The organism is Arthrobacter sp. CDRTa11, assembly GCF_026427775.1.
Lineage (GTDB): Bacteria > Actinomycetota > Actinomycetes > Actinomycetales > Micrococcaceae > Arthrobacter.
In genome coordinates this window covers 3,891,183-3,916,552 of sequence record NZ_CP044532.1, presented here as the reverse complement: position 1 = coordinate 3,916,552, position 25,370 = coordinate 3,891,183, and the positions used below count along the sequence as shown (strand labels likewise).

At 65.2% G+C, this 25,370-nt stretch carries 24 protein-coding genes and 1 tRNA gene; 15 read left to right on the top strand and 10 right to left on the bottom strand.

What is annotated here, in order from left to right; all coding sequences use genetic code 11:
• The first annotated feature begins 88 nt into the window (after window positions 1-88).
• Both F8G81_RS17765 and F8G81_RS17760 read left to right on the top strand, forming a co-directional pair.
• Window positions 89-170, top strand: a tRNA-Tyr gene (locus tag F8G81_RS17765).
• A gap of 241 nt (window positions 171-411) precedes the next feature.
• Window positions 412-852, top strand: a complete 441-nt coding sequence (locus F8G81_RS17760) for a CBS domain-containing protein (RefSeq protein ID WP_267275968.1) — start codon at window positions 412-414, stop codon at window positions 850-852.
• Between the two features lie 143 nt (window positions 853-995).
• On the opposite strand, the gene F8G81_RS17755 is transcribed toward F8G81_RS17760, so the two are convergent.
• Together F8G81_RS17755 and F8G81_RS17750 are read right to left on the bottom strand one after the other, a co-directional pair.
• Complete coding sequence (locus F8G81_RS17755; RefSeq protein WP_267275967.1) at window positions 996-1,964, bottom strand: LysM peptidoglycan-binding domain-containing protein; 969 nt, start codon at window positions 1,962-1,964, stop codon at window positions 996-998.
• Between the two features lie 438 nt (window positions 1,965-2,402).
• Window positions 2,403-2,585: a hypothetical protein gene (locus tag F8G81_RS17750; protein WP_267275966.1), complete on the bottom strand. Its 183-nt coding sequence runs from the start codon at window positions 2,583-2,585 to the stop codon at window positions 2,403-2,405.
• A gap of 34 nt (window positions 2,586-2,619) precedes the next feature.
• Between F8G81_RS17750 and F8G81_RS17745 the strand changes: the two genes are divergently transcribed.
• Together F8G81_RS17745 and F8G81_RS17740 are read left to right on the top strand one after the other, a co-directional pair.
• Window positions 2,620-4,473, top strand: coding sequence for a beta-N-acetylhexosaminidase family protein (locus tag F8G81_RS17745; protein ID WP_267275965.1), 1,854 nt, complete (start codon window positions 2,620-2,622; stop codon window positions 4,471-4,473).
• Window positions 4,474-4,517: 44 nt separating this feature from the next.
• A complete protein-coding gene (locus F8G81_RS17740) occupies window positions 4,518-5,072 on the top strand; it encodes an acyl-CoA thioesterase (RefSeq protein ID WP_267275964.1) in 555 nt (184 codons plus the stop codon).
• A 42-nt stretch (window positions 5,073-5,114) separates the two neighbouring features.
• Here F8G81_RS17740 and F8G81_RS17735 read toward each other — a convergent pair whose 3' ends face one another.
• Both F8G81_RS17735 and F8G81_RS17730 read right to left on the bottom strand, forming a co-directional pair.
• Window positions 5,115-5,915, bottom strand: coding sequence for an ABC transporter permease subunit (locus tag F8G81_RS17735; RefSeq protein ID WP_267275963.1), 801 nt, complete (start codon window positions 5,913-5,915; stop codon window positions 5,115-5,117).
• Window positions 5,912-6,835 carry an ABC transporter ATP-binding protein gene (locus F8G81_RS17730; protein WP_267275962.1) on the bottom strand — a complete coding sequence of 308 codons (924 nt, stop codon included), beginning with the start codon at window positions 6,833-6,835 and terminating at the stop codon, window positions 5,912-5,914. The genes F8G81_RS17735 and F8G81_RS17730 overlap by 4 nt, the downstream gene beginning before the upstream one ends.
• A 159-nt stretch (window positions 6,836-6,994) precedes the next feature.
• Here F8G81_RS17730 and F8G81_RS17725 point away from each other — a divergent pair, with 159 nt between their 5' ends.
• Window positions 6,995-7,444 carry a thioredoxin family protein gene (locus F8G81_RS17725; RefSeq protein WP_267275961.1) on the top strand — a complete coding sequence of 150 codons (450 nt, stop codon included), beginning with the start codon at window positions 6,995-6,997 and terminating at the stop codon, window positions 7,442-7,444.
• A gap of 65 nt (window positions 7,445-7,509) precedes the next feature.
• Here F8G81_RS17725 and F8G81_RS17720 read toward each other — a convergent pair whose 3' ends face one another.
• Window positions 7,510-7,788, bottom strand: a complete 279-nt coding sequence (locus tag F8G81_RS17720) for a putative quinol monooxygenase (RefSeq protein ID WP_267275960.1) — start codon at window positions 7,786-7,788, stop codon at window positions 7,510-7,512.
• Window positions 7,789-7,902: 114 nt separating this feature from the next.
• On the opposite strand from F8G81_RS17720, the gene F8G81_RS17715 reads away from it, so the two are divergent.
• Window positions 7,903-9,579: an AMP-binding protein gene (locus F8G81_RS17715; protein ID WP_267275959.1), complete on the top strand. Its 1,677-nt coding sequence runs from the start codon at window positions 7,903-7,905 to the stop codon at window positions 9,577-9,579.
• A gap of 88 nt (window positions 9,580-9,667) precedes the next feature.
• Here F8G81_RS17715 and F8G81_RS17710 read toward each other — a convergent pair whose 3' ends face one another.
• Window positions 9,668-11,185, bottom strand: a complete 1,518-nt coding sequence (locus F8G81_RS17710) for a multicopper oxidase family protein (protein WP_267275958.1) — start codon at window positions 11,183-11,185, stop codon at window positions 9,668-9,670.
• Complete coding sequence (locus tag F8G81_RS17705; protein WP_267275957.1) at window positions 11,169-11,636, bottom strand: hypothetical protein; 468 nt, start codon at window positions 11,634-11,636, stop codon at window positions 11,169-11,171. The genes F8G81_RS17710 and F8G81_RS17705 overlap by 17 nt, the downstream gene beginning before the upstream one ends.
• Window positions 11,637-11,808: 172 nt before the next feature.
• Between F8G81_RS17705 and F8G81_RS17700 the strand changes: the two genes are divergently transcribed.
• Both F8G81_RS17700 and F8G81_RS17695 read left to right on the top strand, forming a co-directional pair.
• A complete protein-coding gene (locus F8G81_RS17700; RefSeq protein WP_267275956.1) occupies window positions 11,809-13,854 on the top strand; it encodes a sensor histidine kinase in 2,046 nt (681 codons plus the stop codon).
• Window positions 13,847-14,539 carry a response regulator transcription factor gene (locus F8G81_RS17695; RefSeq protein WP_267275955.1) on the top strand — a complete coding sequence of 231 codons (693 nt, stop codon included), beginning with the start codon at window positions 13,847-13,849 and terminating at the stop codon, window positions 14,537-14,539. The genes F8G81_RS17700 and F8G81_RS17695 overlap by 8 nt, the downstream gene beginning before the upstream one ends.
• A gap of 29 nt (window positions 14,540-14,568) precedes the next feature.
• Here the strand turns inward: F8G81_RS17695 and F8G81_RS17690 are convergent, their stop codons facing one another.
• The 3 genes from F8G81_RS17690 to F8G81_RS17680 form a co-directional block, all read right to left on the bottom strand.
• Window positions 14,569-15,375, bottom strand: coding sequence for an ABC transporter permease (locus F8G81_RS17690; RefSeq protein WP_267275954.1), 807 nt, complete (start codon window positions 15,373-15,375; stop codon window positions 14,569-14,571).
• The gene (locus F8G81_RS17685) at window positions 15,375-16,343 is read right to left on the bottom strand and encodes an ATP-binding cassette domain-containing protein (RefSeq protein ID WP_267275953.1); all 969 of its coding nucleotides are present in this window, start codon (window positions 16,341-16,343) and stop codon (window positions 15,375-15,377) included. Before F8G81_RS17685 ends, F8G81_RS17690 begins: the two co-directional genes overlap by 1 nt.
• Before the next feature lie 118 nt (window positions 16,344-16,461).
• Window positions 16,462-17,478 (bottom strand): DNA-3-methyladenine glycosylase family protein, encoded by a 1,017-nt coding sequence (locus tag F8G81_RS17680; protein ID WP_267275952.1) that lies wholly within the window; start codon window positions 17,476-17,478, stop codon window positions 16,462-16,464.
• Window positions 17,479-17,641: 163 nt separating this feature from the next.
• On the opposite strand from F8G81_RS17680, the gene F8G81_RS17675 reads away from it, so the two are divergent.
• The 7 genes from F8G81_RS17675 to galE all read left to right on the top strand — a co-directional run bounded on the left by F8G81_RS17675 (window position 17,642) and on the right by galE (window position 25,351).
• Window positions 17,642-18,076, top strand: coding sequence for a VOC family protein (locus F8G81_RS17675; RefSeq protein WP_267275951.1), 435 nt, complete (start codon window positions 17,642-17,644; stop codon window positions 18,074-18,076).
• A gap of 21 nt (window positions 18,077-18,097) precedes the next feature.
• On the top strand, window positions 18,098-19,483 hold the full coding sequence (locus F8G81_RS17670; protein WP_267275950.1) for a cystathionine beta-synthase: 1,386 nt from the start codon (window positions 18,098-18,100) through the stop codon (window positions 19,481-19,483).
• Window positions 19,484-19,494: 11 nt separating this feature from the next.
• Window positions 19,495-20,658 carry a cystathionine gamma-synthase gene (locus F8G81_RS17665; RefSeq protein ID WP_267275949.1) on the top strand — a complete coding sequence of 388 codons (1,164 nt, stop codon included), beginning with the start codon at window positions 19,495-19,497 and terminating at the stop codon, window positions 20,656-20,658.
• On the top strand, window positions 20,655-21,947 hold the full coding sequence (locus F8G81_RS17660; protein WP_267275948.1) for a glycosyltransferase 87 family protein: 1,293 nt from the start codon (window positions 20,655-20,657) through the stop codon (window positions 21,945-21,947). Before F8G81_RS17665 ends, F8G81_RS17660 begins: the two co-directional genes overlap by 4 nt.
• A 111-nt stretch (window positions 21,948-22,058) precedes the next feature.
• Window positions 22,059-23,495: a glycosyltransferase 87 family protein gene (locus tag F8G81_RS17655; protein WP_267275947.1), complete on the top strand. Its 1,437-nt coding sequence runs from the start codon at window positions 22,059-22,061 to the stop codon at window positions 23,493-23,495.
• A 4-nt stretch (window positions 23,496-23,499) separates the two neighbouring features.
• Window positions 23,500-24,273, top strand: coding sequence for an SDR family oxidoreductase (locus tag F8G81_RS17650; protein ID WP_267275946.1), 774 nt, complete (start codon window positions 23,500-23,502; stop codon window positions 24,271-24,273).
• 40 nt (window positions 24,274-24,313) lie between these two features.
• Complete coding sequence (gene galE / locus F8G81_RS17645) at window positions 24,314-25,351, top strand: UDP-glucose 4-epimerase GalE (protein ID WP_267275945.1); 1,038 nt, start codon at window positions 24,314-24,316, stop codon at window positions 25,349-25,351.
• Window positions 25,352-25,370: the final 19 nt, after the last annotated feature.

Sequence of the window (25,370 nt, the reverse complement as noted above, 5' to 3'; positions counted from 1 at the left end):
TTGTCTTGCCCGCGGTTACTGGAAGCGGAACGGACCGGAAACGGACGTTCTGCAGACTGCAGCCGGGGGTGATCTTCTTTTGAAGTTCGGCAGATTACCCGAGCGGCCAAAGGGGGCTGACTGTAAATCAGCTGGCAACGCCTACGGGGGTTCGAATCCCTCATCTGCCACCCAAGGAAAGCCTCCGGAACCTGATGGTTCCGGAGGTTTTTTCGTGCCCGGGCTGATCCTGTCATGGGCTTGTCCGCAGATCCGCGCGTTCAAGCTTCGGATCTGTGAACAAGGTTCGGAAAGCCAAAAATTGGGGAGGGTCCGTCGTCGACATGGCCGCAGGCCCCGGCGTAGGCTGGCAGCATCGGCGCATGAGCCCGGTGCCCTCGCGTCGATACATCAATCGATGAAGGAGGATCAATGAGTGCTGTACGTGAATTCATGACGACGGATGCGCGCTGTATCCCGGAGAATCAGTCCCTTGCAGACGCCGCCCGGATGATGATGGATCTGGACTGCGGATCGCTGCCGATCTGTGGCGACGACGGCAAATTGAAGGGCATGATCACCGACCGCGACATCGTGATTAAGTGCATTGCCATGGGCCGTGATCCGCGCGAGATGATGGCCCGCGACCTCGCCACGGGAACGCCCCACTGGGTCGACGCCGACGCCAACGTTGACGAAGCCATCGAAATGATGGAGAGGTTCCAGATCAGGCGGCTCCCGGTCATCGCCGATCATAAGCTGGTTGGCATCATCAGCCAGGGTGACATTGCACGCAATTACGACGAGGAGCGTGTGGGCGAACTCGTGGAGCACATCTCCGAACGCAAGAGGATGCAGTCGAGCAGCTCATAGGTCAAGGAATTCATCGGCAAACCGGCGCCACGGAGTCTTCTCCGTGGCGCTACGTTTGGCCTTTTTTGGCCTTGTCCGCGGCTCCCGTCCATCAAGGTTCCGAACCGCGGACAAGCTTATGAAATGTTCACTCCACGCCCCGGTCAGTTCAGGGCGATCAGCAACATCTGGCTGGTGCCTGGAATGCATGTCTGCAGGATGGCCCGGGGGAATCCTCCGAAGACGTTGATGACGTCGTTGGTGGTGCCGGGATTGGGCACCTGCCCCCGTGCTGTGGCCGTATACGTACCGTAGCCGGGAATGCTGACTGTTTCGCCCACGCTGATGCCCGAGAAGCGCGCCCAGCCGCCGCAGAAATCGTGTTCGGTGATAAAGAGCGAATACCCGTCATTCGGGGTGTAGTGGATAGGGCCGATGCAGGCATCCAGCATCGATTGGCCGCCTGAGCCCGCAACGTAAATGGTCCGGACCGCCGGCGCCGCCGGAACAAGGGCCGTGACCTGGGCCGGCGGAGCGGGAGCAGAGGCGGGGGCCGGCGGAGCTGCGACGGCGGGACCGCTCAGTTTCAGTGTCTGCCCGGGAAGGATGATGCTGTAGGTGCCCAGACCATTGGCGGCCAGCATTCCGTTTAGGTCCACGCCGAACCGTGCGGCAATGGCGCCGACGGTGTCGCCAGGGACCACTGTGTAGAGATTCGAATCGCCCGATGGCGCGGCAGGCCCGGGGGGCGGCGGTGCTGGCGGAGCCGCTGCGGGCGGCGCCTCCGCGGGAGCGGCAGCAGCCGGGGCTGCGTGCGCCGGAACCGTGCCTGCCGGAAGTACGCCTGCTAAGCCGGTGTCCGAGGAGCCGCCCGCATCTGTAGCCGGGTCCACCGGCAAAGCTGTATCCGCCCGCACCACTGGTGCGGCCGCCGTCGAGGTTTCTGCTGCCGGCGGACGGACGGAAGCTGACAGCGCGCCCACGCTGACTGCAGCCACCACAGCGGCTGCCGCCATACCTGCCCACAGCCTGCCGCTGACAGGATGACGGCCGGGATCGAGATCGACCCGGGGTACGTCTGTGGCGAAGCTCCTGCGGAGGGGTGCTGGGGTCTTGAAGTGCAACTGGTACATGGGTGGCCCATCCAGATTCGGTCTATGCGTCCCCCAACGGGGCAGCTCAAGACGGGATCGAGGTGTGATGCGCGTGCGGTTCCGGCAATGGACCGGAACCGCACAGCGCATGATGGGAGGCGTCCGCATACCCAGAGATACGGAAACTCCGCTATGAAGCGGCATCATCCACCCCAGCTCGGAGGATGCGCCGACAAGTGTTTCAGCCCTACGAATTCCGAGTCTAGGAAGCGCGGGAGGGCGCGGCACGAGTAGGGATTACCCGAATATTTCCGCCCGATACTTGGGCTGGCGGGGAGTGGGTACCTGCACTTCGCGCTGCTGGTACCTGTCCATTGGCCAGGGAGACTGCAGAGAGCGGATGGCGGCTCCAGGAAGCCGGGGGACTGCATCGCCTGGCCGGTTATGCTTGCTCCCAGAAGCAATGTCGTGGACCGGTCAACCCAGGAAGATCAGGGAGACAGGATGGTCAGGCCCTGCATGCAACGGGGAGAGGGTGCCATTGATGGCGTCAGGGTGGAAGCCTCTGAAGGGGCGCATCAGGACGGATGGCCCCAGGCTCCTGACGTCATTGCTCGTTGGTGCCTTGGTCCTGCTGGGCTTCACCGCAGACCAAGCCACGGATCTCCCTTTCCCTCCGCCCAGCGCCGAAACCGTGCGTATATTTCCAACGCCCCAGAGCGCTGACACCGCCAGGACCTCCGTGCCGCTGCGGGGGCGTGTCGTGATCGACCAGGGGCCAGGGACCGACGCCGCCGCGCTGGAGATCGTGACGCAGACAGTTGCGGCTGCCGGCGGCACAGTTGAGGCGCCAGGTGCCGCCGTTTCCACCACGAGACAAACCGTGGTCTACATCGGCACCCCCGCTGACAACCCGAACATCGGCCCGGCTTTGGCCGCTTTGGATGTTGACGGTTCGGAAGCTTTGGATAAGGCGGAGGGTTACGTTCTGGCCGCCGGTTTGCTCGGCCGGCAACGGGCTCTCGTCCTGGCCGGGCACGACCAGGACGGCGTTTACAATGCGGCCCAGACCCTGCGGCAGGTCGCAGAGGGCTCAGGCGCGGTGGCCGTCGTCATCAGGGACTGGCCCCTGATGGCCATCCGCGGGGTGGTGGAGGGTTTTTACGGCTTTCCGTGGACGCACCAGGCCCGGCTGGATCAGCTGGAATTCTACGGCCGGCAGAAGCTGAACACCTACATGTACTCACCGAAGAACGATCCCCTGCTTCGCCATGAGTGGCGGCAGCAATACAGCGGGCCCGAATTGGCGGAGTTGAGGGAACTTATAGAACACGCCACCCGGAACCACGTCCGCTTTGTTTACGCCCTGTCACCCGGCCTGGACATCTGCTATTCGGACAGATCGGACCTGGAGTCGGCGGTGGCGAAGTTGCAGTCCCTGCACCAACTGGGGGTCAGGACGTTCAACATTGCCTTGGATGACATTGACATGACCCTGAAATGCCCGGAGGACGTGGCGGTAAACCCGGAGGGCGAACGTGGCCTCGCTGCAGCCCAAGCTGACTTCCTGAACAGCCTTAACCGTGAATTCGTCCAGGCAAATCCAGATGTCAACCCGCTGGAGATGGTTCCTACAAAATTCAATGGGGTGGAGGCTGATCCCTACAAACAGGAACTTGGCGCCAGGCTGGACTCCGGCATCCTGGTGCAATGGACCGGACTGAACATCGTGTCCCCCGCCATCACATCCGACTCTGCGGCAGTGGCCCAGACGACATATGGCACTCCGGAACAACCTCGGACAATTTTTCTGTGGGACAACTACCCGGTCAATGACTTTGCCCCTGACCGGCTGTTCCTGGGACCCATGGTGGGGCGAAGCCGGGATTTGCACACAGTGGTCCAGGGAATCACTGCCAATCCCATGGTCCAGCCCTACGCCTCCATGCCGGCGATTGCCAGTTTTGCCGACTACATGTGGAATGGCCCCAGATCCGACGCCGACTCTTCGCTTGTCGCGGCCCTCGAGGTGATTGCCGGGCCGGACAAGGACGTGCAGGCCGCGCTTAAGACGTTCGCAGATCTGAGCAGGCACTGGCCCATCGATGAGCAGACGGCGAAGTCCCCGCTGCTCGCGGCAGACATGGAGGAGTTCTGGCGGTCCTACGAGGAGGGCACGTTTGATGACTCGCCACTGGAACGGCGGGTGGCAATTCTCAGCAGCCTGCCCGAGGTCCTGCAGGGCCTGTCCGTGAAGGGTTTTCATGACGATGCAACTCACTGGATTGACTCTGCAGCCAGCTATGGTGACGCCGTACAGGGCGCCATCGCCATGCTGGCAGCCGCAGGCGAAGGCGATGAAGCGGCAGTGGAAGATGCCCGATCGGTGGTGAGCGCCGCCGTCGACCGGGCCAACCAGGCCACCCAATCCGCGATCGATCATCCAGACGTCAAGGCCAGGGTGGGTGACGGCTTATTCGAGGCGTTCCTTGACCGCGCAATGCAGGAATCCGACCGCCGTCTGGAGGAGAAAAAGTCCGAAGGTTGAAAACCAACGCAGCAAGCTAAGTTACCTGCGGGTAACATTGGTGCATGCACCTGCTTTTGCGAACCCTCCTGTTGCTGTTCACTTCCGCACGCCGTTCCAGGCTGAGCGTCTGGGATGCGTCTTCCCTGCCCCTGAAGGTCCTGCCAACGGACATCGACATTGCCATGCATGTCAACAACGGAATGTATTTTTCGCTGATGGACCTTGGCCGGTTCGATTTGATGGTGCGAAGCGGCGTGTGGAAGAAAATGCGGCAGCGTGGGTGGACACCGGTGGCGGCAGGGGAAACCATTGCATTCCGAAAGTCCCTCCAGCTGTGGCAGCGGTACACCATCGAGTCCAGGATCATCGGACTGGACGCCAAGGCGATCTACTTTGAGCAGCGCATGGTGGCCGACGGCGAGATTTACGCCCGCGCCCACATCGCCACCCGCCTCGTGAGCAGGGGAAAGCCTGTCAGCCAGCAGGAGATTTTTCGGGAGTTCGGTCAGCCGCCGGCGGACCTCGTACTCCCCGAGTGGATCCACGACTGGCGTGAAAACAACGCCCTGCCCGGCAGTCGCGCCGCAGCGCCGCACCTGTGGGAAACAACCGCCTGACCCCCGGCTGCGCGAACAGCAACAGCCGACGTCGGCGCCCGGCTACGCCCCGACGTCGCGCCTGTTCAGCGCGACTGCTGCGAGGGCCACCAGCGCTGCCGAGATGCCCCACAGCCAGGCAGCCGCTGTCCAGTCTGCCCCGTTGGCTACAGGGGAATTCCCGTACGCCCAGTGGTAGGGGCTCAGGTTGAGCAGCCACTCGACGTCCGGGCTCTGCCGGCCGACGGCGTTGAAAACGTAGCCCAGGACACCCACGGCGGCGCCGACGGCGAGCCCGTAGGTCCTGCGGCCGGACACGGCTCCTGCGCAGAGCGCCGCGGTTCCGCTCAGGAGCGCCAGGCCGGCGAAAAGCACCGCCGCACCAAACAGGTTCTCCGGCCGGATGTTCAGCTGGGCAGAATCGTTCAGCAGCCGGACCAGCACGAACACCAGCGCCGCGAGCAGCACTACCCTCAGCAGCAGGGCGAGCGCCCGTTCCAGCACCACCTGGGCGCGCGTCACGCCGTGGGCGAGGGTCAGCTCAAGCTGGCCCGATTCCTCGTCTCCGCCAACGGCGGCCGCACCCCATCCCACGGAGGCGATGGTCATCAGCAGGAACCCGAGCAGCCCGTAGAGCGTGGCCTGGGTGTAGCCGGGACCGGTGGCTATCTGGTCGTAGTTCAGGGCCTTGGTCATTTCGGCGGGCAGGGCATCGATCATCTCCTGCATTTGGGCGCTCCCGCCGATGGACGGATACAGCGGCAGGTACAGGAACGTCGCGCCGGCCAGACCGGCGGCCCAGCCCAGGGTGGAGCGCCAGGTGTCAAGAAAGGCCCGGCGGAACAGCGGCAGGGTGGCACTCACGTGGCGGCCTCCTGAGGGGCCGAATACATCTTCAGCACCGATTCCTCCAGATTGGGCTCCTCCAGCACGAGGTCCCTGAGCTGCAGCGACGCGAGCGCCTGGACCAGCGGCTGGATGTCGCCTTCCATCGTCGCGGACAACGTCACCGAGCCGTCGGACTCCAGCACCTCCACCTGTCCGACGCCGGGCACCGCACGCAGCAGCGCAACGGCGTCGTGCGCGGTAACGCCGCCCGCGGAAAGCCGAAGGTGCCGCACGGCACCTTCCCGAAGGCCGCTGACTGATTCCACCGCAATGATCCGGCCGTCGCGAAGAATGGCCACGGTGTCCGCGGTCTGCTGGACCTCGCTGAGAACGTGAGAGCTGAGGAAGATGGTCTGGCCCTTGTGCCGCGCTTCGCGAACCATGGCGTGGAACTCCTGCTGGACCAGCGGATCCAGTCCACTGGTGGGCTCGTCGAGGACCAGGAGCTCCGGATCGTGCATAAACGCCTGCACCAGGCCGAGTTTCTGCTTGTTGCCCCTGGACAGCTTGCGCGTATGCCGGTCCAGGTCAAGTCCCAGCCGTTCGGCCAGCCCATCGATCCTTCCCGGAGCCACGGGACCGCTGATGGCCTGGTAGTGGGCCAGAAGCTTCCGGCCCGTGACACGCCCCTCCAGGAACAGCTCACCGGGAAGGTAACCGATGCGGCGGCGGAGCTCCGGACCGCCCCGCCGGGGATCCAGGCCCAGGACCCGCACCTCTCCGGACGTGGGACGGATGATGTCCAGCAGGCAGCGCATGGTGGTGGTCTTGCCTGCACCATTTGGCCCGATGACGCCGAATACCGAGCCTGCCTCGACGGTGAAGTCCACACCGTGGAGCACCTCCCGCCGGCCGAATTTCTTGGTCAGGGACCTGGTGGAGATTGCGTGGGCCATGCGCCCTCCTCTGTTCGGCGTTCACCCGCTGCTGACCCCACAGTAGGCTTGGCGCCGGGCGCTGTATACGGCCGCGGCGCGGTTATTCCCGATGACGCGGGAAGCGAACAAGGCCCTCCCGGCCGCGACATCCCTGGCGGCCTCGCGTACCGTGGAACCATGGCTACCGTTAACATCACAGGTGAAGAGTTCGCATCAACCATTGAAGGCAACGACATTGTCCTGGTTGACTTCTGGGCCGAATGGTGTGGACCCTGCAAGCAGTTTGGGCCTACCTACAGTGCTGTTTCCGAGAAGCACTCGGACGTCCTGTTCACGAAGGTGGACACCGAAGCCGAGCAGCAGCTCGCCGCCGAGGCCGGCATTACCTCCATCCCCACCCTGATGGCTTTCCGTGAAAAGGTGCTGGTATTTTCCCAGCCCGGTGCCCTGAACGCCCAGCAGCTGGAACAGGTGGTTGACGCCGTGAAGGCACTGGACATGGAGGAAGTGCATGCCCACGTGGCGCGCTCCCGGGCGGAAGCCGAGGCCGCGGCAAAAACGGGCGCAGACGCAGGGAACGCCGGCACCCCCGGTCCGCAGGACGGCTCGCAAATCCCCGGCGCCTGACCTCTCCTTAAACTTCGAAGCAGGGTCCTCTCAGTGAGAGGGCCCTGCTTTCGACTTAAAGTGGACTACAGGCGTTCGAGCTTGACGGGTTCGGCAAGAAGGGCGCTCAAAGACTCGTTCAGGTCCTGGACGGCAGTGCCCTTGGAATGCTTTTCCAGATCCTCCTCGGACGCCCAGCGCTCCGTGATGACCAGCTTGTCCTCACTGGCCTCCGTCAGTTCGTACCGGATGCAGCCGGGCTCATTCACCACGTCGTCGATGGCGATTTCAAGCGCGAGCTTCACACGGAAAAACTCGCCTTCGTTAGGGATGAACGTTGCCTGCAGGTCAATGGGTGCACTCATGGTTTTCACAATACCGGCCGTGCCGCCCGCGGCCGGACCAGCCGACAAAAGGACACCGTCCGTTGCGCCTCCCGCTTGCTTTCATTGCCGGGGGCCACTTGGTAGCGTGCCATCATGCGCGCATACACAGCCGGGGACACTGACGTCCCGCTGCTCGGGGAGACCATCGGCCAGAACTTTGAAAGCGTGGTGGCCCGGTTTCCGTTCCACGATGCGCTGATTGAGGCTGCACCGGTGCCGGGAGCTGACGCCCGCCGCTGGAGTTATACAAAAATGAACGACGACGTCGACAGGCTCGCGCGCGCGCTCCTCGCCCTGGGCGTTGCCCGTGGGGACCGGGTGGGCATCTGGAGCCCGAACTGCGCCGAATGGACGCTCCTGCAGTACGCCACAGCCAAGGCAGGGGCAATCCTGGTCAACGTCAATCCGGCATACCGCAGCCACGAGCTGGAATTTGTGCTCAGGCAGAACGGCATGCGGATGCTGGTGACGGCGCCCTCTGACCGCAGCAGTGATTACGTGGGGATGGCTCGCGGGGCGCTCGCGGCCTGTCCCGAGCTGCGGGAGCTGGTATTCCTTCCGGATGTGGGTATGGAGGGGCTCGACGCCGGCGTCCCCGAAAGCGATGCGGAGCTGACGTACGCCGAGCTGCTCAAGCGGGCTGACGACGTCGGGCATTCCGGACTGAAGGCGCGCATGGCAGAACTGGATCCGCACGATCCCGTCAATCTGCAGTACACCTCCGGGACCACAGGTTTTCCCAAGGGTGCCACGCTGACGCACCACAACATCCTTAACAACGGCTACTCCATCGGGGAGCTGCTGGGCTACACCGAGCACAGCCGGGTGGTGATCCCGGTGCCGTTCTATCACTGCTTCGGGATGGTGATCGGCAACCTGAACGCGCTCAGCCATGGTGCCGCGACCATCATCCCGGGCAGGGGCTTCAACCCGGCCGCCGCCCTGGAAGCAGTCCAGGACTTCGGCGGGACATCCCTGTACGGCGTGCCCACGATGTTCATCGCCGAGCTGGCCCTGCCTGACTTCGCGTCCTATGACCTGTCCACGCTCCGCACCGGAGTGATGGCAGGCTCGCCTTGTCCCGTCGAGGTGATGAACCGGGTCATCACGGAGATGAACATGGTGGATGTGGCCATCTGCTACGGCATGACCGAAACCTCGCCGGTGTCCACCATGACCCGCAGGGGAGACACCCTGGAGCACCGGACCCAGACTGTCGGCCGGACCATGCCCGGGCTGGAAAGCAAGATTGTGGACCCGGCAACAGGGGAGGTGCTGGAGCGTGGACAGATCGGCGAATTGTGCACGCGTGGCTACGCCGTGATGAAGGGCTATTGGAACCAGCCGGACAAAACGGCCGAAGCCATCGACGCTGACGGCTGGATGCACACCGGCGATCTCGCCGCGATGGACGACGACGGCTATGTGGTGATCGAAGGCCGGATCAAGGACATGGTGATCCGCGGCGGAGAGAACATCTACCCGCGCGAAATCGAGGAGTTCCTGTACACGCACCCGTCCATCCAGGACGTGCAGGTCATCGGCGTCCCGGACCCCAAATACGGCGAGGAGCTGATGGCCTGCATTATCCTCAAACCCGGCAGTGATTCGCTGGACGCCCCGGCTGTTGCGGAGTTCTGCCGGGGACGCCTGGCCCATTACAAGATCCCGCGCTACGTGGACGTGCGCGAGAGCTTCCCCATGACGGTGTCCGGGAAGATCCGCAAGGTGGAGATGCGTGAGGAAGCGGTGGCCCGGCTGGGCCTCTAGGTTCTGGGCCCCAAGTGTCCGTTCGCGCTCCGTGGGGCCGGCCCTTGGCGCGAACGGACAGTTGTGGCCCTGTTTCACTGGCCGTGTTTCACTCGGGATGGTTGCCTGCGGCGCCGTTGATGGTGAACGGCGTCGAGACTCCGTTGTACATGATGTGGGCCACGAGGCCGTCCACGGCGTGCGGGAGCGTATGGCAATGGCCGCTCCAGATGCCAGGGTTGTCGGCGACGAAAGCGATCTCATAGGACTCTCCCGGGTGGACGTCAAGTGAGTCGACCCGCCATGGGCTGCCCGACGCCGCCTTCCCGTCGCGGGAAAGCACCACGACGTGGTGGCCGTGCAGGTGCATCGGATGCACTTCGCCTGTCTCGTTCACGATGCGCATCACGACGACGTCATCCTTGCCCACGTGGAACATCGGTACGTCCGGGAAGAGGCGGCCGTTGATGGTCCAGAAGTTGCCGGGGCGCCCGTCGATGAGGCCCGGCCGGCGTCCGATCACGTAGTCGAACGTTTGATCCGGCGACCGCGGGTTGAATTCGAGCGCGGCAGGTTCCCCGTATGCCAGCAGGTCCAGTGCGTCGGCGGGCTGCCGTGCTGAGGGTGCGGCCGCCGCGGGATCGCCGATGGTCAGACTGCGGGCTCCGCCCACGTGGAGGCGCACCGAGCCGTGCGTCGGCGCCTGCATGGTGAGATCCAGCCGGCCTCCCGCTGGAATCAATACCGATTTGCCGTCCACAGCACCGGGAGCATTCACCTCCTGCCCGTCCGTGGCAATCACCCGGAAAGGAGTGGCTGACCAGACGGCGGCAGTGCCCTGGTCTGTGTTGATGATGCGGATCCGTGTTGTGGCGCCGGGTGCTGCCGCCACATGTTCGTCCTGCACCCGCCCGTTCAGTGTGTGCTGGCCCGCGTAGACATGCAGCAGCGCGACGACGTCTGTTGTGACGCCGGCCAGTGCCGGCCCGGCCGCTGGCGGATCAGCCGCTGGTACAGCAGGGTCAATGACCACCGCACCCAGCAGCCCGCGCTCCACCTGCTCATGCGAGACCTGATGCGAGTGATACCAGTACGTGCCGGCGTCGGCCGCAATGAACCGGTAGACATAACGGCCGCCGGGCGGAACCGCATCCTGGGTGATGCCCGCAACCCCGTCAGCCTCGTTCGGCACGTCGATGCCATGCCAGTGCAGGGTGGCTCCAGCGGCGACTGACTCATTCAGGAACACCACCTCAACGAGGTCGCCCTGTCTCGCGCGAATGGTCGGCCCCGGAGACGTGCCGTTCACGGTGTACCCCTCGACGGCGCGGCCTCCTGGCAGGTCAACCGTTTGCCGGCGCGCGACAAGTTCGAACCGCACATCAGGGGTCCGAAGCGGGTCTGCGATCAGCTCGCTCACGCTGATATCGCCGTCGGCGGGCCCAGTGCCCGCGGCGGAGCCATGGACATGGCCGGCTTGCCCGCCCGCCATGTCCTTGCCTCCCATGTCCATGACCGAGTACTCGCCAAGCAGCGTCGAACTCCAGCCGAGCGCGCCGAGGCCAAGCGCGAGGGTCAAACCAAGGCCGACGGCCACCCGCCGGTAGCGGTCACGTCGCGACGGCATTGGACGCCGGTGCCTCGGCACCGATGACGTTGCTCCTCCTGATCCGCAATGCCGCGTAGGTGGCGGTGAGCAGCACGGCCAACGCGTTGGCACCGTGGATCAGGCCGAGGTAGGGCATATCGGTGATGGAGTACCCCAGGGTGATCTGCAGCGCCACCGCGGCGAGCACAATGGCTGCCCACATGCGGGCACCCCGCGCCTTGACGAAAAACGCGACGATCAGCAGCAGGAGCGCGGCAACCGGGATGACCATCCCGCCGACGATGCCATGGATCGGGAATCCAAGGTCACCCGTGAACGTCGCCTGACGGCTCTCAACCAGGGCCTTGTCGATGACGCCGCCTTCCTGGATGAAGTGGGCCATCCCTCCCATGGCAAAGGCGATCGAAGCGGCTTGCACAACGACTGCCCCGGCGATGATCCAGGCGATGATCGAATAGATCCTGCGCATGTTGTCCTCCAATGAGTCTGGTTACTGTTCCGCGGTCCCCACCTGACCCCACGTTAGGAGCCCGCGGACGTGAGCAGAACGCGGATGGCCACAGCGTGCATGGGGGCTAGCCTCCATCACGCGTAAGGAGGGCCCCCTCCCAAGAACCGCGGCGGAGGCGGATCATAGGACTGTGCTCCGGAGATGGGGATTGCTCGCAGCGCTGGCTCCGATCGGAGTGGCGTCGCTGCTCTACGTCGTCATAGTCCGCGGCTTCGTCGACTCCGCCGGGGATCATCACCTTGGCTGGCCTTTGCTCGGCGTGCTGCCGACGCTCGTGTTCGGCTTGTGGCTGCTCACCGTTTCGTCCGCCCGGTCCGCTGTTTTTATCGCGGTGGCAGCCACGTCCATGGCTGTCGGCTCGGCGTGCGAAACCATAGTCCTGACCAACGTCGGGTTAATCCAGGAGCCGTGGTTCCCGCTCTTCAGCATGATCGGCCTGACCGCGGATGCTGTATCCACCGCGGCCTTCCTGGCCATGTTTGCCACTTACCCCACCGGAACCCTGGAGCGGAGATGGCAACGGATCGCCGTCGCCCTGATCTGGGTGCCTGTGGCAGTGGGCCCGCTGACCCTGCTGACCACCCCCCACGTCGTTATGCAGCCATACATCGGCATCAGCGGCGACGCCCTTCCGAATCAGTTTGCGCTGCCCTGGCTCGAATGGGCTGCCCCGGCGGTGCACTACCTTATCCACCAGCCGTGGCCGAGCGTTGTGCTGGGGCTCGGCGTGCTCTACTCCCGAGCGATCTTCGGCGATCCGGAGGTACGTGCACGCATGCGGGTCATGACCTGGGTGGTCACCGTGTCACTGGTGGGCTTCGTCCTGTGGACCGTCACGCCGCCGGTGTGGATCACCTCCGTCGTCGTCTTCGCCTCGCTCATCGCGATGCCTCTGGCGGCTATCCACGGCATCTTCCGCTATGGCGCCTTCGACATTGCACCAGGTGACCGGGCGCGGTTTGTTGCCCGCTCATCCAGCCTGCTGATCACCGTTCTCTACGGGATCGGAGTGGCTACGCCAGCCGTGCTCCTTGCGGACAGGCTCCCGGTCGTTGGGGCAGTCCTCCTGACCACGTTGCTTGCCGTCTGCCTGCTGCCGGTGCGGGGGTGGCTGCAGCGGTGGATCCACCGCACTGTCTTCGGAGACCGGGACCGCCAGCTGTCGCTGCTCAGCGAGCTCGGCTCCCGATTGGAGCAGTCTGTCGAGCCGGGCGATCTGCTCACCCGGCTGGCAACAGCCGTTCGGGATGGCCTCGATGCCTCCTGGGTCCGGATCTTCCTGGCCGGACCCGACGGCAAGCTTGCCCCTGCACCCGTCGGTGTAGCAGGGGACGTCAAGGGAGAGGCCGCGGCGTCCTGCGACCTGGACCGGGCGGATGAGAAGCTCGGCCGTATTGAGGTGGGCCCGCGCCGGCGGGGGGACTACAGCGAAGCCGAAAATGCGCTGCTCCGGACTGTAGCCGCCCAGGCCGCGGCCGCCGTCGCGAACGTGCGACTCAGCGCCCAGCTGGCCCAGCAGCTGGAGGATCTCACCGAGTCCCGGGAGCGTCTTGTCGCCGCGCAGGATGATGAACGAAAACGCCTGGAGCGGGATCTGCACGATGGGATCCAACAGAACGTGGTGGCCCAAATCGCCGGCCTGCGGCTTGCACGCAACCGGCTGCACCGCGGTGAGCTCACCGCGGACGAACTCGCCGGGTTGCAGGAGCAGGCCCGCGAAACACTGACGGACCTTCGGGAGCTCGCACACGGCATCCACCCGCCCGTGCTGAGCGACAACGGCCTGGTAGCGGCCATCGAGTCGAGCGTGTCAAGGTTCCCGATCCCGCTGAGAATGGAAGCTGAAGGGGCAATCCGCGCCGAGCGGTTCCCTGAGGACGTGGAGACAACGGCGTATTACGTGGTGCGGGAGGCGCTGGCAAACACCGCGAAGCATGCCGGTGCAGCGCACGCCTCAGTCGAACTGGCACGCAACAACGGCAGCCTGCGCATCGTCATCAGCGACGATGGCTGCGGCATCGGCACGCTCGTTCCCCGCCCGCGTGGCGGCCTGGCGAACATCCGGGACCGTGTGGCGGCACTGCGGGGTACCGTGGACGTTTTCGGCAACGAGCCTTCCGGGACCACCGTGCTGGTCCAGCTCCCGGTTGAACGGAAGGGAACGGGCCATGAATGAGCCGGGCGTGCTCAGGGTTGTGATCGCGGAAGACAACTACCTTGTACGCGAGGGGCTTCGCCGTTTGCTGGAGGACTCAGGTGAAATTGACGTCGTCGCCTCCACCGGCAATGCCACCGAGTTGCTTGATGCCGTACGGCGTTTCTCTCCGGATGCGGTACTCACCGACATCCGGATGCCCCCCGGCCACCATATGGAGGGAATCGAGGCTGCCCGCGCCATCCGTGCTTCACATCCGGACACCGGGGTGGTGGTGCTGTCACAGCACGCCGATCAAAGCTATGCTCTCGCGCTCTTCGCGGACGGCTCGGCGGGCCTCGGCTACCTGCTGAAGGACCGCATCGGCGACCTTGAGGACCTCGTGCATGCGATCCGTGAAGTGCACGTGGGCGGTTCAGTCATCGACCCCGAGATCGTGGACACCTTGGTGCGCCGGCGCAGCACAGGCCCGGCCAGCCCGCTCTCCGACTTGTCGCCCCGTGAGCTGGACGTGCTGCGGGAGATGGCCCGGGGAAGGACGAACGCCGGCATCGAGCAGGCGCTCTACCTGTCGTCCTCCACCGTGGAGAAACACGTCAACGCGATCTTCACCAAGCTGCACATCCCCGCCACGGGGGTGCACCGGCGGGTTGCGGCTGTGCTCGCGTTCCTGCAGAACGACGGAACGGCGGCCCCGCACTCTTAGCTGACGTCCCGGCTCAGTAACGGTCCAGGTCAGTTGATGTTCCGGCCGATGGTCCGGACACCCACCACCAGCCCGACGGCGGCCGTCACCGATGCGGCAAGCAGGCCCAGGAGCGTGTCGGTCCCGACTCCGCCGGCGAAGAGTTCCCGCTCGGCGTTAACCAGGTAGGTCAGCGGGTTGAACAGGCTGGCCGTTTTCATCCACTCCGGGCCCGCTTCGATGGGCAGCATGATGCCGGACAGGATCATCAGCGGGAAAAGCAACGTCTGCTGCACAGCCCAGAAGATCCACTCCTTGCTCTGCGAGACGAGCGCCAGGGCATACGAGAGAGCCCCAAGGCCAATCCCGAAGATGCCGAGGATGACCAGGCCCAACAGCACGTGCACCGGGTAGAAAACAAAACCGAACGGGATGCAGACCAGGGCGATCAGTAAACCCTGCACCACCAGGGGAGCCCACTCCTTCAGGGCCCGCCCAATCATCAGCGACGAACGGGACAGCGGCGTGGCCAGGATCCGCTCGTAGGAACCGGTCATAAGCTCGTACTGCAGGTTGGAGCCCGTCATGGAGGTTCCGAACAGGGCGATCATCACCACCACGCCTGGCAGGAACCACTGAAGGGTGGACTGGCCGCCAAACGCCGGCGCACCCACGGCGGCGCCGAGCAGCGGGCCGAAGAGCCCCAGGAACACCAGCGGCTGGATCAGGGAAAAGATCAGCGAGAACGGGTCGCGCAGCGGCAGCAGCATCTCGCGCCAGAACACATACTTCGTGTCGCGCAGGACCTGGAGGAGGCCCGGCTTTTCCACGAAGTCCTGGTTTGCCTGGGCAGTCATTACCGGTTCGCTCCTTCCCGCAGGTTGCGGCCGGTCAACTCCAGGAATACGTCGTCCAGGGTGGGGGGCTTCAGCTCCAAGGACTGGGCGGGAGCGCCGGCGTCGTTCATCTCCTGAAGCAGCACCGGCGCCAGCCGGGCACCTTCGGTGAGCCGGAGACGGAAGCGGACCACGCCGTCGTACGTGTTTTCCTTAACCTCACCGCCCGCGGCGGCGCGCCCCAGCAGCCCGCGCACGCCGGGGGCCGCGTCCGCCGCCACCTCCACCGCCAGCAGGTCACCGGCCAGGTTGGCCTTGAGCCGGGCCGGGGTATCGTCGGCGATGATCTGGCCGTGGTCGATCACGATCACACGTTCTGACATCAGATCCGCCTCGTCCATGTAATGCGTGGTCAGGACGATGGTGGTCCCGTGCTCCGCGCGCATCCGCATGATGTGCTCCCACAGGTTGGCCCGGTTCTGCGGGTCCATGCCAGTGGAGGGTTCGTCCAGGAACAGCAGCCGCGGCGAATGCATCAGACCCAGCGCCACATCCATCCTCCGCCGCTGGCCGCCAGACAGCTTGATAACGGTGCGTTTCGCGAGGTCGGTGAGGTCCAGGGACTTCAGGAGTTCCTGTGCCCGGTTGGTGGCGTCCGTGGTGTTCATGCCGTAAAAGCGGCCCTGCATCACCAGTTCGTCAATGACCCGGAAGCTGTGGCCGCCACCGTTGCCCTGGCCGATATAGCCGATCCGGGCCCGGACGCCGGCCGGGTCGGCCAAAACGTCCACGCCCGCAACTGTTGCCGTGCCCGACGTGGGCCTCAGCAAGGTTGTCAGCATCCTGAGCGTGGTGGACTTGCCGGCGCCGTTCGGGCCGAGGAAAGCCACCAGTTCACCCGGGCGGACCTCAATGTCCACGCCTTTGACGGCTTCCACCGTTTCCTTCTTGGCGGTGAAGGTCTTGGTCAGTTTGTCAGTGTGGATCATGGCTGACTCCAGAGAATTCGGCATTCCGGGGCTCTGGTGCGGGCTCCATGGCGCCACGCTATACCCATCCGCCGCGGGCCGTCCACCGGTTTGCACCGTCTGCGACCGGCAGTCCAGGTCAGTGCCGGCGGTGATCCTGGATGGTCATGCGGGGGCCGAACGTGGGTTTGCGGAAGCCGCTCAGCCCCAGCATGCGCACCACGCGCTGCCGGTGCCCTTTCCACGGTTCCAGCAGCGCCAGCATGCCGGCGTCATCGGTGCGCCGCCCGGTCAGTGCCGCGCCCACGTACGCCGCCAGATGGTAGTCGCCCACGGCGATGGAATCGGGGCAGCCGTGCGTCCGCTGCACCACTTCCGCCGCGGTCCACACGCCAATGCCGGGGATGGTCTGCATTTTGGCCGCAGCCTCCGCCGCAGGCAGCGCCGCAAGACGTTCAAGCGCGACGGCGGAACGCAGCGCCCGCATGACAGTCGCCGAACGCTGCGGGCCAACGCCGGCCTGGTGCCACTCCCAGGACGGGATTCGCAGCCACTCGGCCGGGGTGGGCTGGACCAGGAGCCCGGCCGGAGAAGCCGCGCCCGCTACCGGCGCGGGTGAGCCGAAGCGGTACATGAGGTAGCGGTAGCCCCGCCGGGCCTCGATGACGGTGACCTTCTGCTCAAGGATGGTGGGTACCAGGGAGTCGATCATGCGGCCGGTGGAGGGCAGGCGGACCAGGGGGTTCCGGCGCCGGGCGTCCTGGACCATCCGGGGGAGCGTGGCATGGAAAACCGGCTCGTCGAACGCGGACCAGTCATCTGTCCCGCCCAGCAGGCGCGGCACTGCCTCCAGCGCCGCAGCGGAACCAGGGCCCCAGGCCTGGACATCAACATGGCATTCTGCAGCGGAAGCGGGAGACGAAGCGGGAGTCAGGCCGTCCTGGCCACCGGCAGCGGTGAGGCGCAGGGTGACCGGCCCGTCCGGCGTCGTAAATGCCGTCCACAGCCCGTCCGGCCGGGAAGAGTAGGACGGGTCCCCGTAGCCCCTGGGCAGGATGCCGAGCGTCTGGTCCAGGCTGTAGGGCCTGCCGGGATGCCACCGCAGCGAGGCGTCCGCCGCAGCGGCCAGCCGGGCAGGTGCGTCAGCGATGGTCATGCGAACATCGTCCCATGCCGGGCCGACAACAGCTCCGGGGCTTCCCACGATCAGCTGTCAGCAGGCCTTCAATTTCCCCTTAACGCCCACCCCGCAGAGGACTAGAATCCCCAGTGTGGCGCGGGTGGGCCGCGCCTTCCCTTCGAACAGTCAGGTGATCGCAATGGGTGGAGTAGTACATTTCGAAATCCCCGCGGACGACCAGGAGCGGGCCAGGAACTTCTACACACAGGCCTTCGGCTGGAAGATCGACCCCATGCCCGAACTGAACTACAACATCGTCTCCACCACGCCCACCGATGAAACCGGCCGGCCCAATGAGCCCGGAGCCATCAACGGCGGGCTGATGGCCAGGGAAGGCGACCTGAAAACCCCTGTCATCACCGTGGACGTGGAGGACATCAACGCCACACTGAAGACGGTCGAGCAGCTCGGCGGATCGGTGGTTACGCCCAAGGACACCGTTCCGGGCATGGGCTACTTTGCCTACTTCAAGGACAGCGAGGGCAACATCATGGGGCTCTGGGAGAACCTCCCCGCAGATCAGGGCGATGGCCAGGGCGCGGCCCAGGGGGACGTGGAGGGCGCCGCCGGCTGAGGAGACGGTAACTTTGTACCTATGAAGTACGCCCAGTCCATTCTGGACCTCATCGGCAATACCCCGCTCATCAAGCTCAACCATGTGACAGGCGGCATCAAAGCCACCGTCCTGGTCAAGCTGGAGTACCTGAACCCCGGCGGATCCATCAAGGACCGGATCGCCGCCAAGATGATCGAGGAAGCCGAACGGGACGGAAAGCTCCTGCCGGGCGGAACCATCGTGGAACCGACGTCGGGCAACACCGGCGTCGGGCTTGCCCTCGTTGCCCAGCAAAAGGGGTACAAGTGCATCTTTGTGGTGCCGGACAAAGTGGGTGAGGACAAGCGCGCCGTCCTCCAGGCGTATGGTGCGGAGGTGGTGGTCACGCCCACCGCCGTCGCGCCTGACAGCCCGCAGAGCTACTACAGCGTGTCGGACCGGATCGTCGAAGAGACCCCCGGCGCCTACAAGCCGGACCAGTTCTCCAACCCTGCCGCCCCCGGCAGCCATTACGAATCCACCGGGCCCGAGATCTGGCGCGATACTGACGGCCGGGTCACGCACTGCGTGATCGGCGCGGGCACCGGCGGAACCATCACCGGCACCGGCCGCTACCTCAAGGAAGTTTCCGCGAACCGTCCGGACGCCGACGGCGGCCGGGTCCGGATCATTGGGGCGGATCCCGCGGGCTCTGTCTACTCGGGCGGCACCGGGCGGCCGTACTTCGTCGAAGGCGTGGGGGAGGACATGTGGCCGGCGAACTACGACAAGTCCGTGCCGGACACCGTCATCGCCGTCAGTGACGGGGATTCCTTCGCCATGACCCGCCGGCTGGCCCGGGAGGAAGGACTGCTGGTGGGCGGTTCCTCCGGCATGGCCGTGGTGGCCGCGCTGCAGACCGCCCGCGACCTCCCCGAAAGCGCGGTGGTGGTGGTCATCCTGCCCGACTCCGGGCGCGGGTACCTGGCCAAGATCTTCAACGACCAGTGGATGCGCTCCTACGGATTCCTCTCCGGCGGCGAGGAATCCTCCGTGGGCGAGGTGATCAAGTTCAAGACCGGCGAACTCCCCGACCTGGTGCACATCCACCCGAACGAGACTGTCCGTGATGTCATCACCATCATGAACGAATTCGGCGTCAGCCACATCCCGGTTCTCTCCCAGGAGCCTCCCGTGGTGATGGGCGAGGTCCTGGGCGCGGTGGACGAACGGACACTGACGGCCAAGCTGTTCCGCGGCGAGGCGAAACTGACGGACAAGATCTCCGAGCACATGGGGCCGAAGCTGCCGGTGATCGGCTCGCTGGAAACCATTTCCGCAGCCCGGGAACTGCTTTCCGATGTGGACACCGTGATGGTGACGTTCGTCGGCGCCCCGGTAGGCATCCTCACCCGCCACGACCTCCTCGCGTACCTCAGCAACTGAAAAGGAGCACCATGTCCCTCCCCGAAAACCAAGGCTTCAACACCCGCGCCGTCCATGCCGGCCAGGCTTTCGAGCCCCGCACCGGCGCCGTTGTCCCGCCCTTGCACTTCAGCTCCACCTACGCCCAGGACGGCATCGGCGGGCTCCGCGATGGCTACGAGTACGGCCGCGGCACCAACCCCACGCGCGATTCCCTGCAGGAGCAGCTCGCCGCGCTGGAAGGCGGCAGCCATGCGTTCTCGTTCAGCTCCGGCCTGGCCGCGGAGGATTCCCTGATCCGGGCGCTCACCCGTCCCGGGGACCACATCGTGCTCGGCAACGATGCCTATGGGGGCACGTACCGGCTGATCAACGGGATCCTGGGCGAATGGGGCATCGGGAACACACCGGTGGACATGTCGGACCTGGACGCCGTGCGTCAAACAGTGGCAGATAACAAAACCCGTTTCGTGTGGGTGGAGACTCCTTCGAACCCGCTGATGAAAATCACCGACATGGCGGCCCTGGCCGCCATAGCGCACGACGCCGGTGCCCTCCTGGTGGTCGACAACACCTTCGCTTCCCCCTACCTCCAGACCCCCCTCGCCTTCGGTGCAGATGTTGTGGTCCACTCCACCACCAAGTACATCGGCGGCCACTCTGATGTTGTTGGCGGTGCGCTGGTGGTCAACGATGCCGGGCTCGCAGAAAAGATCGGGTTTGTGCAGTTCGCCGTGGGCGCGGTGTCCGGGCCGATGGATGCTTTCCTGACCACCCGTGGCCTGAAGACCCTGGGCGTGCGCATGGACAGGCACAGCGAGAACGCGCAGGCCGTGGCGGAGTGGCTGCTGGAGCGCCCCGAGGTGGAGGCTGTCCTCTATCCGGGCCTGCCGGACCACCCCGGCCACGAGCTGGCCAGGAAGCAGATGAAGAAATTCGGCGGCATGGTTTCCGTTCAGTTCAAGGGCGGCGAGGCGGCGGCCCGCAAGGTGGCCGAGTCCACCTCTGTGTTTACTCTCGCTGAATCCCTGGGCGGCATTGAATCACTGATGAACTACCCCTCGGAGATGACCCATGCCTCGGTCAAGGGCACGGAACTGGCGGTGCCCGTGAACCTGATCCGGCTTTCCTGCGGCATCGAGGACGTGGAGGATCTCATCGCCGATCTCGAGCAAGCCTTCACCTTCATCCCGTGACGGCATCTTCCACAGCCGTGGCGGCCAGAGCCACGCAGGGCTGGATCACGACGGCGGCCGGGGCGGCCGCCGTCGTCATTGCCCTTGTGGTGCTGTACTCCTCCTACATCCCGCTGATGAACGACTTCGAGGTGTACTACTACGGCGGCAGCCGGGTCCTCCAGACAGGGGAGTCAGGCGTCAACGAGCTCTACGCGCCGCGCGACGGCCTGCCGTTCACCTACCCGCCGTTCGCGGCACTGCTGTTCGCCGGGCTGGCGCTCCTGCCCATCGGCACCAGCAGCCTGATCTTTATCACGACGGCGCTGGTGGGCGCCGCCGTAGTGGCCGCCTGGCTGGCGCGGCACTACTTCGGTATCCGCAGTTGGCGGCAGTCCTTCGCCGACTGGCGGTTCCGGGCCATTGCGCTCGCCGGGACAGCGGCGATCCTGCTGCTGGGGCCGTGGCGGGACACCTTCGATTTCGGCCAGATCAACATCATCCTGATGGGCCTGATCCTTGCCGATTTCGCACTGTACGGGAAGGACCGGGCGGGGGAGACCCGCTGGCCGGCGGGTCTCTTGATCGGCATCGCGGCCGGCATCAAGCTCACGCCGCTGGCGTTTGGGCTGTATTTCCTGGTGCGGCGGGACTTCAAGGCGCTGGGCTGGATGGCGGCGGGGTTCTTTGGCTCCATCGCGCTGGCCTGGGCGGTGCTCCCGAACGCCTCGCTGACCTTCTGGACCAAGATTCTTCCCGATACCGGGCGGATCGGCGGTCCCGCGTACCTGGACAATCTGTCCGTCAAGGGGCTTCTCCTCCACGTCGGGCTGCCGGATTCGGCCCTCACCAGCGTGCTCTGGCTGGTCTTGTCCCTGGCACTGGCGGCGGTGGCGGCGCTGGTGATCAAGTGGACGGTGGCTGCCGAGGAAAATTTCGTAGCCGTCTCAGCCACCGCGGTGCTGATGCTCCTGATCAGCCCCGTCTCCTGGTCGCACCACTGGGTGTGGATGGCGGTGGCGCTGCCCTCCATGGCCTTCGCCATGCACAGGGTGCCCTCCCGCCGCGGGAAAATGAGGCTGGCAGGATGGATCATTGTTGCTGTCACGGCCGTGGCCTTCTACCTCACACCCAAGTATCTGGCCATGATGGCGGGCGCGCAGGAATGGGGCAAGGATCCCCAGACCCAGTGGCAGCTGATGGTCACCAGCCTCGGAGTCCTGTGCGGCGTGGCACTGCTGGTGTACTGGGCCGTGGCTTACCGGCCGTCCCGGACGGCGCTGCGGCAGGTGCCCGCTCCCTCGAAGTGACGCGTCACAGCCAGGTGCCTGCCAACACTCTTCCTGACGTGTCTTGGCCGGAACCCAGCTTCTTGCATATGTAGTATGTACTGAGTCGGCGCGAACTTGGGGGACAACTGGATGGCACAGCGTGACGCGGATTTATCAGCCACCAGCAGCAGGGCGGCGCCGGGCCCGGGCGCTCTGTCCGCCCTTCGCCTGTGGAAGAAACTTGCCCTGTGGCTCCCCGCCCTGGCCGTGGCAGTCCCGGTATGGTTCCTGCTGAACGGCTGGAACAAGGAAGGACTGGACTTCAGCGTCTACTGGCACGGCGGAAAAATCCTGAACGACGCCGGCTGGAACGTCTCGGACCTGTACAGTCCCACCGTGGAATGGGCGGGCGGGCCAGGCCTGCCGTTTACCTATCCGCCCTTCGCGGCACTGCTTTTCGGCCTCCTGGCGCTGCTGCCGGAAGCGTTCGCCCTCCAATTGTTTAACGCCGCAGGTGTGGCCGTGGCCGTCTGGCTGTCAGCCCTGGCCGTCCGCTACTGGAACTCCCAGTCCAGCTGGCGGACTGCGTTCGAAACGCCGCGGAGCCGCTGGATCGCTGCCGCTTCGCTCTTTGCCATGCTCACCCTGGGTCCCTGGCGGGAAACCCTCGCCTTCGGGCAGATCAACATTTTGCTGATGGGACTGATGGCGGCGGATCTGCTGTCCCGGAACCAGCGCTGGCGGCGGGGAATGCCGGGCACGGGTTTCCTGGTGGGCGTCGCCGCCGGTATCAAGCTCACGCCCCTGGTGTTTGGCCTGTACTTCCTGGTGCGGAAGGACTGGCGCGGGCTGATGAATATGTCTGCCGGGTTTGCCTCCACTGTGCTGCTCGGGTTTCTGCTGAGGCCAACTGAGTCCCTGCAGTTCTGGCTGGAAATCCTTCCGGACACCTCCCGCATAGGCGGCGCCGGCTATGTGGACAACCTCTCCATCAAGGGTGCGCTCCTGCACTTCGGCGTCCCTGCCTCCGTGGTGACCGTGCCGTGGATCCTGCTGAGCCTGCTGGCGGTGGCTTTGGCGTCAGCTGTGGTGAAGCTGGCCAGCGACCAGGGCGCCCGGGTTGTGGCGATGTCCGCCACGGCACTGGCCATGCTCCTGATCAGCCCCGTGTCCTGGTCCCACCATTGGGTCTGGGTGGCGGCTGTGCTGCCTGCTTTTGCCTGGACATTGCGCGACATCCCGGACCGGCACCGGCTGCTGCGTGGGGTGATGACTACCGTGTTTGCGCTTTCGGTCCTGGCCTTCTGCTTCTCGCCGAAGTCCATCGGGCTGGCGTTTGGCGCCGAAAACCTGGACATCCAAACGCCAGGGTTATGGATCATGGCCTCCAGCGCCGGGGTGTTCTGTGCGGCGGCCATCCTGCTGTGCTGGCTCGCGGCATTGCGCCGGGGAGCGCTGGCAAGGAACGAGCCTGTCATTGCCGGGCCCTACTCAGCCACACCAAGCGCAGCTCCCATTCCAACCGCCACACCAAGCGCCACGTCAACCTCCGCTGAGGGAGCCCGCCCCCAGCCGCTACTAGGCTGAGTCCATGGGATCCACACCTGCCGAAGTCCCCGCCCGCAAGACTGCCCTGATCACCGGCGTCGGCAGGCTCGCCGGCATCGGGGCCGGAATTGCCCGCCAGCTGGCCGCCGAAGGCTGGGACCTCGTCCTGAACTACTGGCAGGAATACGATGCCCGGATGCCGTGGGGAATCCAGCCCGACGACGTCGGGCGCCTGACGGCAGAACTGGAAGCCATCGGTGCCCGCGTACTGGCGCTGCCGGCTGACCTCGAGGATCCTGCGGCCGCTGACCGGCTCATCGCGGCCGCCAACGAGCAGGCGGGGCCGTTGCATGCCATGGTGCTCAGCCACGCCGAATCAGTCGATTCCGGCATCCTTGACACCACGCTGGAGGCCTTTGACCGCCATTTTGCCGTTAACACGAGGGCAAGCTGGCAGCTCATTGCCGCGTTCGCCCGGCAGGCAACGGCCGACGGCGGCGCGATCGTTGCGCTGACCAGTGACCACACAGCCTTCAACCTTCCGTACGGTGCATCAAAAGGCGCGCTGGACCGGATAGTCATCGCAGCTGCCCGGGAGCTGGGACCCTTGGGGATCTCTGCCAATGTCCTCAACCCGGGACCGATCGACACCGGCTGGATGGATCAGCAGACCCGGGAAATGGGGACGCGCCAGCAGCCGGGCGGACGCCTCGGAACGCCCGCCGATGTCGCCGGCACGGTGGCTTTCCTGCTGTCGCCGGCAGGCCGCTGGGTGTCTGGCCAGCTGATCAAGGCCGACGGCGGCTTCTCGGCCTAGGTCCTGTGCGGCGTTTCCCCGAGACCCTAGACTGATCCCCATGAAGGTTCTGGTTACCGGCGGCGCCGGGTACATCGGGTCGCACACCACCCTGTCCCTTGTGGAGAAGGGGCACGAGGTGGTTGTCCTGGACAATCTGAGCAACTCAAATCCGGAGGCCCTGCGGCGGGTCCAGGAGATTTCAGGCAAGCCGGTCCAGTTTCGAAGAGCCGACTTGCTGGACAGCGACGCACTGGACGCCGTGCTGGCAGAGTCCACCTTCGACGCCGTGATCCACTTTGCCGGTCTTAAGGCAGTGGGGGAGTCGGTAGAGAAACCGCTGATGTACTACCAGAACAACGTGGCCGGCACGTTGAATCTGTTGCACAGCATGGGCAGGGCGGGGGTATACACGCTCGTGTTCAGTTCCTCCGCCACGGTCTACGGAGAATCCGAAGATGTCCCGTTGCGGGAAACAGTGCCTTTGAATGCCGGGAATCCCTATGGCAGGACCAAGGAACAGATTGAGGACATCCTCTCTGACGTGGCTGCGGCCGACCCGCGCTGGCGGTTCGCCTTGCTGCGGTACTTCAACCCGGCCGGGGCGCACGAATCCGGGCTGATCGGTGAGGATCCCCAAGGGACGCCGAATAACCTGGTGCCCTTTGTTGCCCAGGTGGCGGTGGGTCGCCGCGAGAAGGTCTCGGTTTACGGGAACGATTATCCGACCCCTGACGGCACGGGTATCCGGGACTACATTCACGTGATGGATCTCGCCGAAGGCCACCTGGCTGCACTGGAATTCCTGCAGGAGAAGGCGGGGGTTTTCCGGTGGAACCTGGGAACAGGCAAGGGTTCGTCGGTGCTTGAGGTGATCAGGGCGTTTGGCGAGGCCGCAGGCTTTCCCATTCCCCACGAGTTTGTCTCACGGAGGCCAGGGGACGCGGCTGTCAGCTATGCCGATCCTTCGGCTGCGCGGGCAGACCTGGGTTGGTCCGCCACACGTGACCTGGCGAAAATGTGCGAGGACCACTGGCGGTGGCAGCGGAGCAATCCCCAGGGATATGCGAACGCCGGAAGTGCCGCAGGCCAGGGTTAGAGGGCAGGGTTAGCGGCCA

What these genes read in the sequence shown, in the direction of transcription:
- F8G81_RS17655 (WP_267275947.1), top strand. Translation starts at nt 22,059, where the DNA reads ATGGCACAGCGTGACGCGGATTTATCAGCCACCAGCAGCAGGGCGGCG.
- F8G81_RS17710 (WP_267275958.1), bottom strand. Translation starts at nt 11,185, where the DNA reads ATGCCGTCGCGACGTGACCGCTACCGGCGGGTGGCCGTCGGCCTTGGT.
- F8G81_RS17760 (WP_267275968.1), top strand. Translation starts at nt 412, where the DNA reads ATGAGTGCTGTACGTGAATTCATGACGACGGATGCGCGCTGTATCCCG.
- galE (WP_267275945.1), top strand. Translation starts at nt 24,314, where the DNA reads ATGAAGGTTCTGGTTACCGGCGGCGCCGGGTACATCGGGTCGCACACC.
- F8G81_RS17695 (WP_267275955.1), top strand. Translation starts at nt 13,847, where the DNA reads ATGAATGAGCCGGGCGTGCTCAGGGTTGTGATCGCGGAAGACAACTAC.
- F8G81_RS17690 (WP_267275954.1), bottom strand. Translation starts at nt 15,375, where the DNA reads ATGACTGCCCAGGCAAACCAGGACTTCGTGGAAAAGCCGGGCCTCCTC.
- F8G81_RS17665 (WP_267275949.1), top strand. Translation starts at nt 19,495, where the DNA reads ATGTCCCTCCCCGAAAACCAAGGCTTCAACACCCGCGCCGTCCATGCC.
- F8G81_RS17730 (WP_267275962.1), bottom strand. Translation starts at nt 6,835, where the DNA reads ATGGCCCACGCAATCTCCACCAGGTCCCTGACCAAGAAATTCGGCCGG.
- F8G81_RS17740 (WP_267275964.1), top strand. Translation starts at nt 4,518, where the DNA reads ATGCACCTGCTTTTGCGAACCCTCCTGTTGCTGTTCACTTCCGCACGC.
- F8G81_RS17650 (WP_267275946.1), top strand. Translation starts at nt 23,500, where the DNA reads ATGGGATCCACACCTGCCGAAGTCCCCGCCCGCAAGACTGCCCTGATC.
- F8G81_RS17720 (WP_267275960.1), bottom strand. Translation starts at nt 7,788, where the DNA reads ATGAGTGCACCCATTGACCTGCAGGCAACGTTCATCCCTAACGAAGGC.
- F8G81_RS17675 (WP_267275951.1), top strand. Translation starts at nt 17,642, where the DNA reads ATGGGTGGAGTAGTACATTTCGAAATCCCCGCGGACGACCAGGAGCGG.
- F8G81_RS17705 (WP_267275957.1), bottom strand. Translation starts at nt 11,636, where the DNA reads ATGCGCAGGATCTATTCGATCATCGCCTGGATCATCGCCGGGGCAGTC.
- F8G81_RS17680 (WP_267275952.1), bottom strand. Translation starts at nt 17,478, where the DNA reads ATGACCATCGCTGACGCACCTGCCCGGCTGGCCGCTGCGGCGGACGCC.
- F8G81_RS17715 (WP_267275959.1), top strand. Translation starts at nt 7,903, where the DNA reads ATGCGCGCATACACAGCCGGGGACACTGACGTCCCGCTGCTCGGGGAG.
- F8G81_RS17725 (WP_267275961.1), top strand. Translation starts at nt 6,995, where the DNA reads ATGGCTACCGTTAACATCACAGGTGAAGAGTTCGCATCAACCATTGAA.
- F8G81_RS17685 (WP_267275953.1), bottom strand. Translation starts at nt 16,343, where the DNA reads ATGATCCACACTGACAAACTGACCAAGACCTTCACCGCCAAGAAGGAA.
- F8G81_RS17670 (WP_267275950.1), top strand. Translation starts at nt 18,098, where the DNA reads ATGAAGTACGCCCAGTCCATTCTGGACCTCATCGGCAATACCCCGCTC.
- F8G81_RS17755 (WP_267275967.1), bottom strand. Translation starts at nt 1,964, where the DNA reads ATGTACCAGTTGCACTTCAAGACCCCAGCACCCCTCCGCAGGAGCTTC.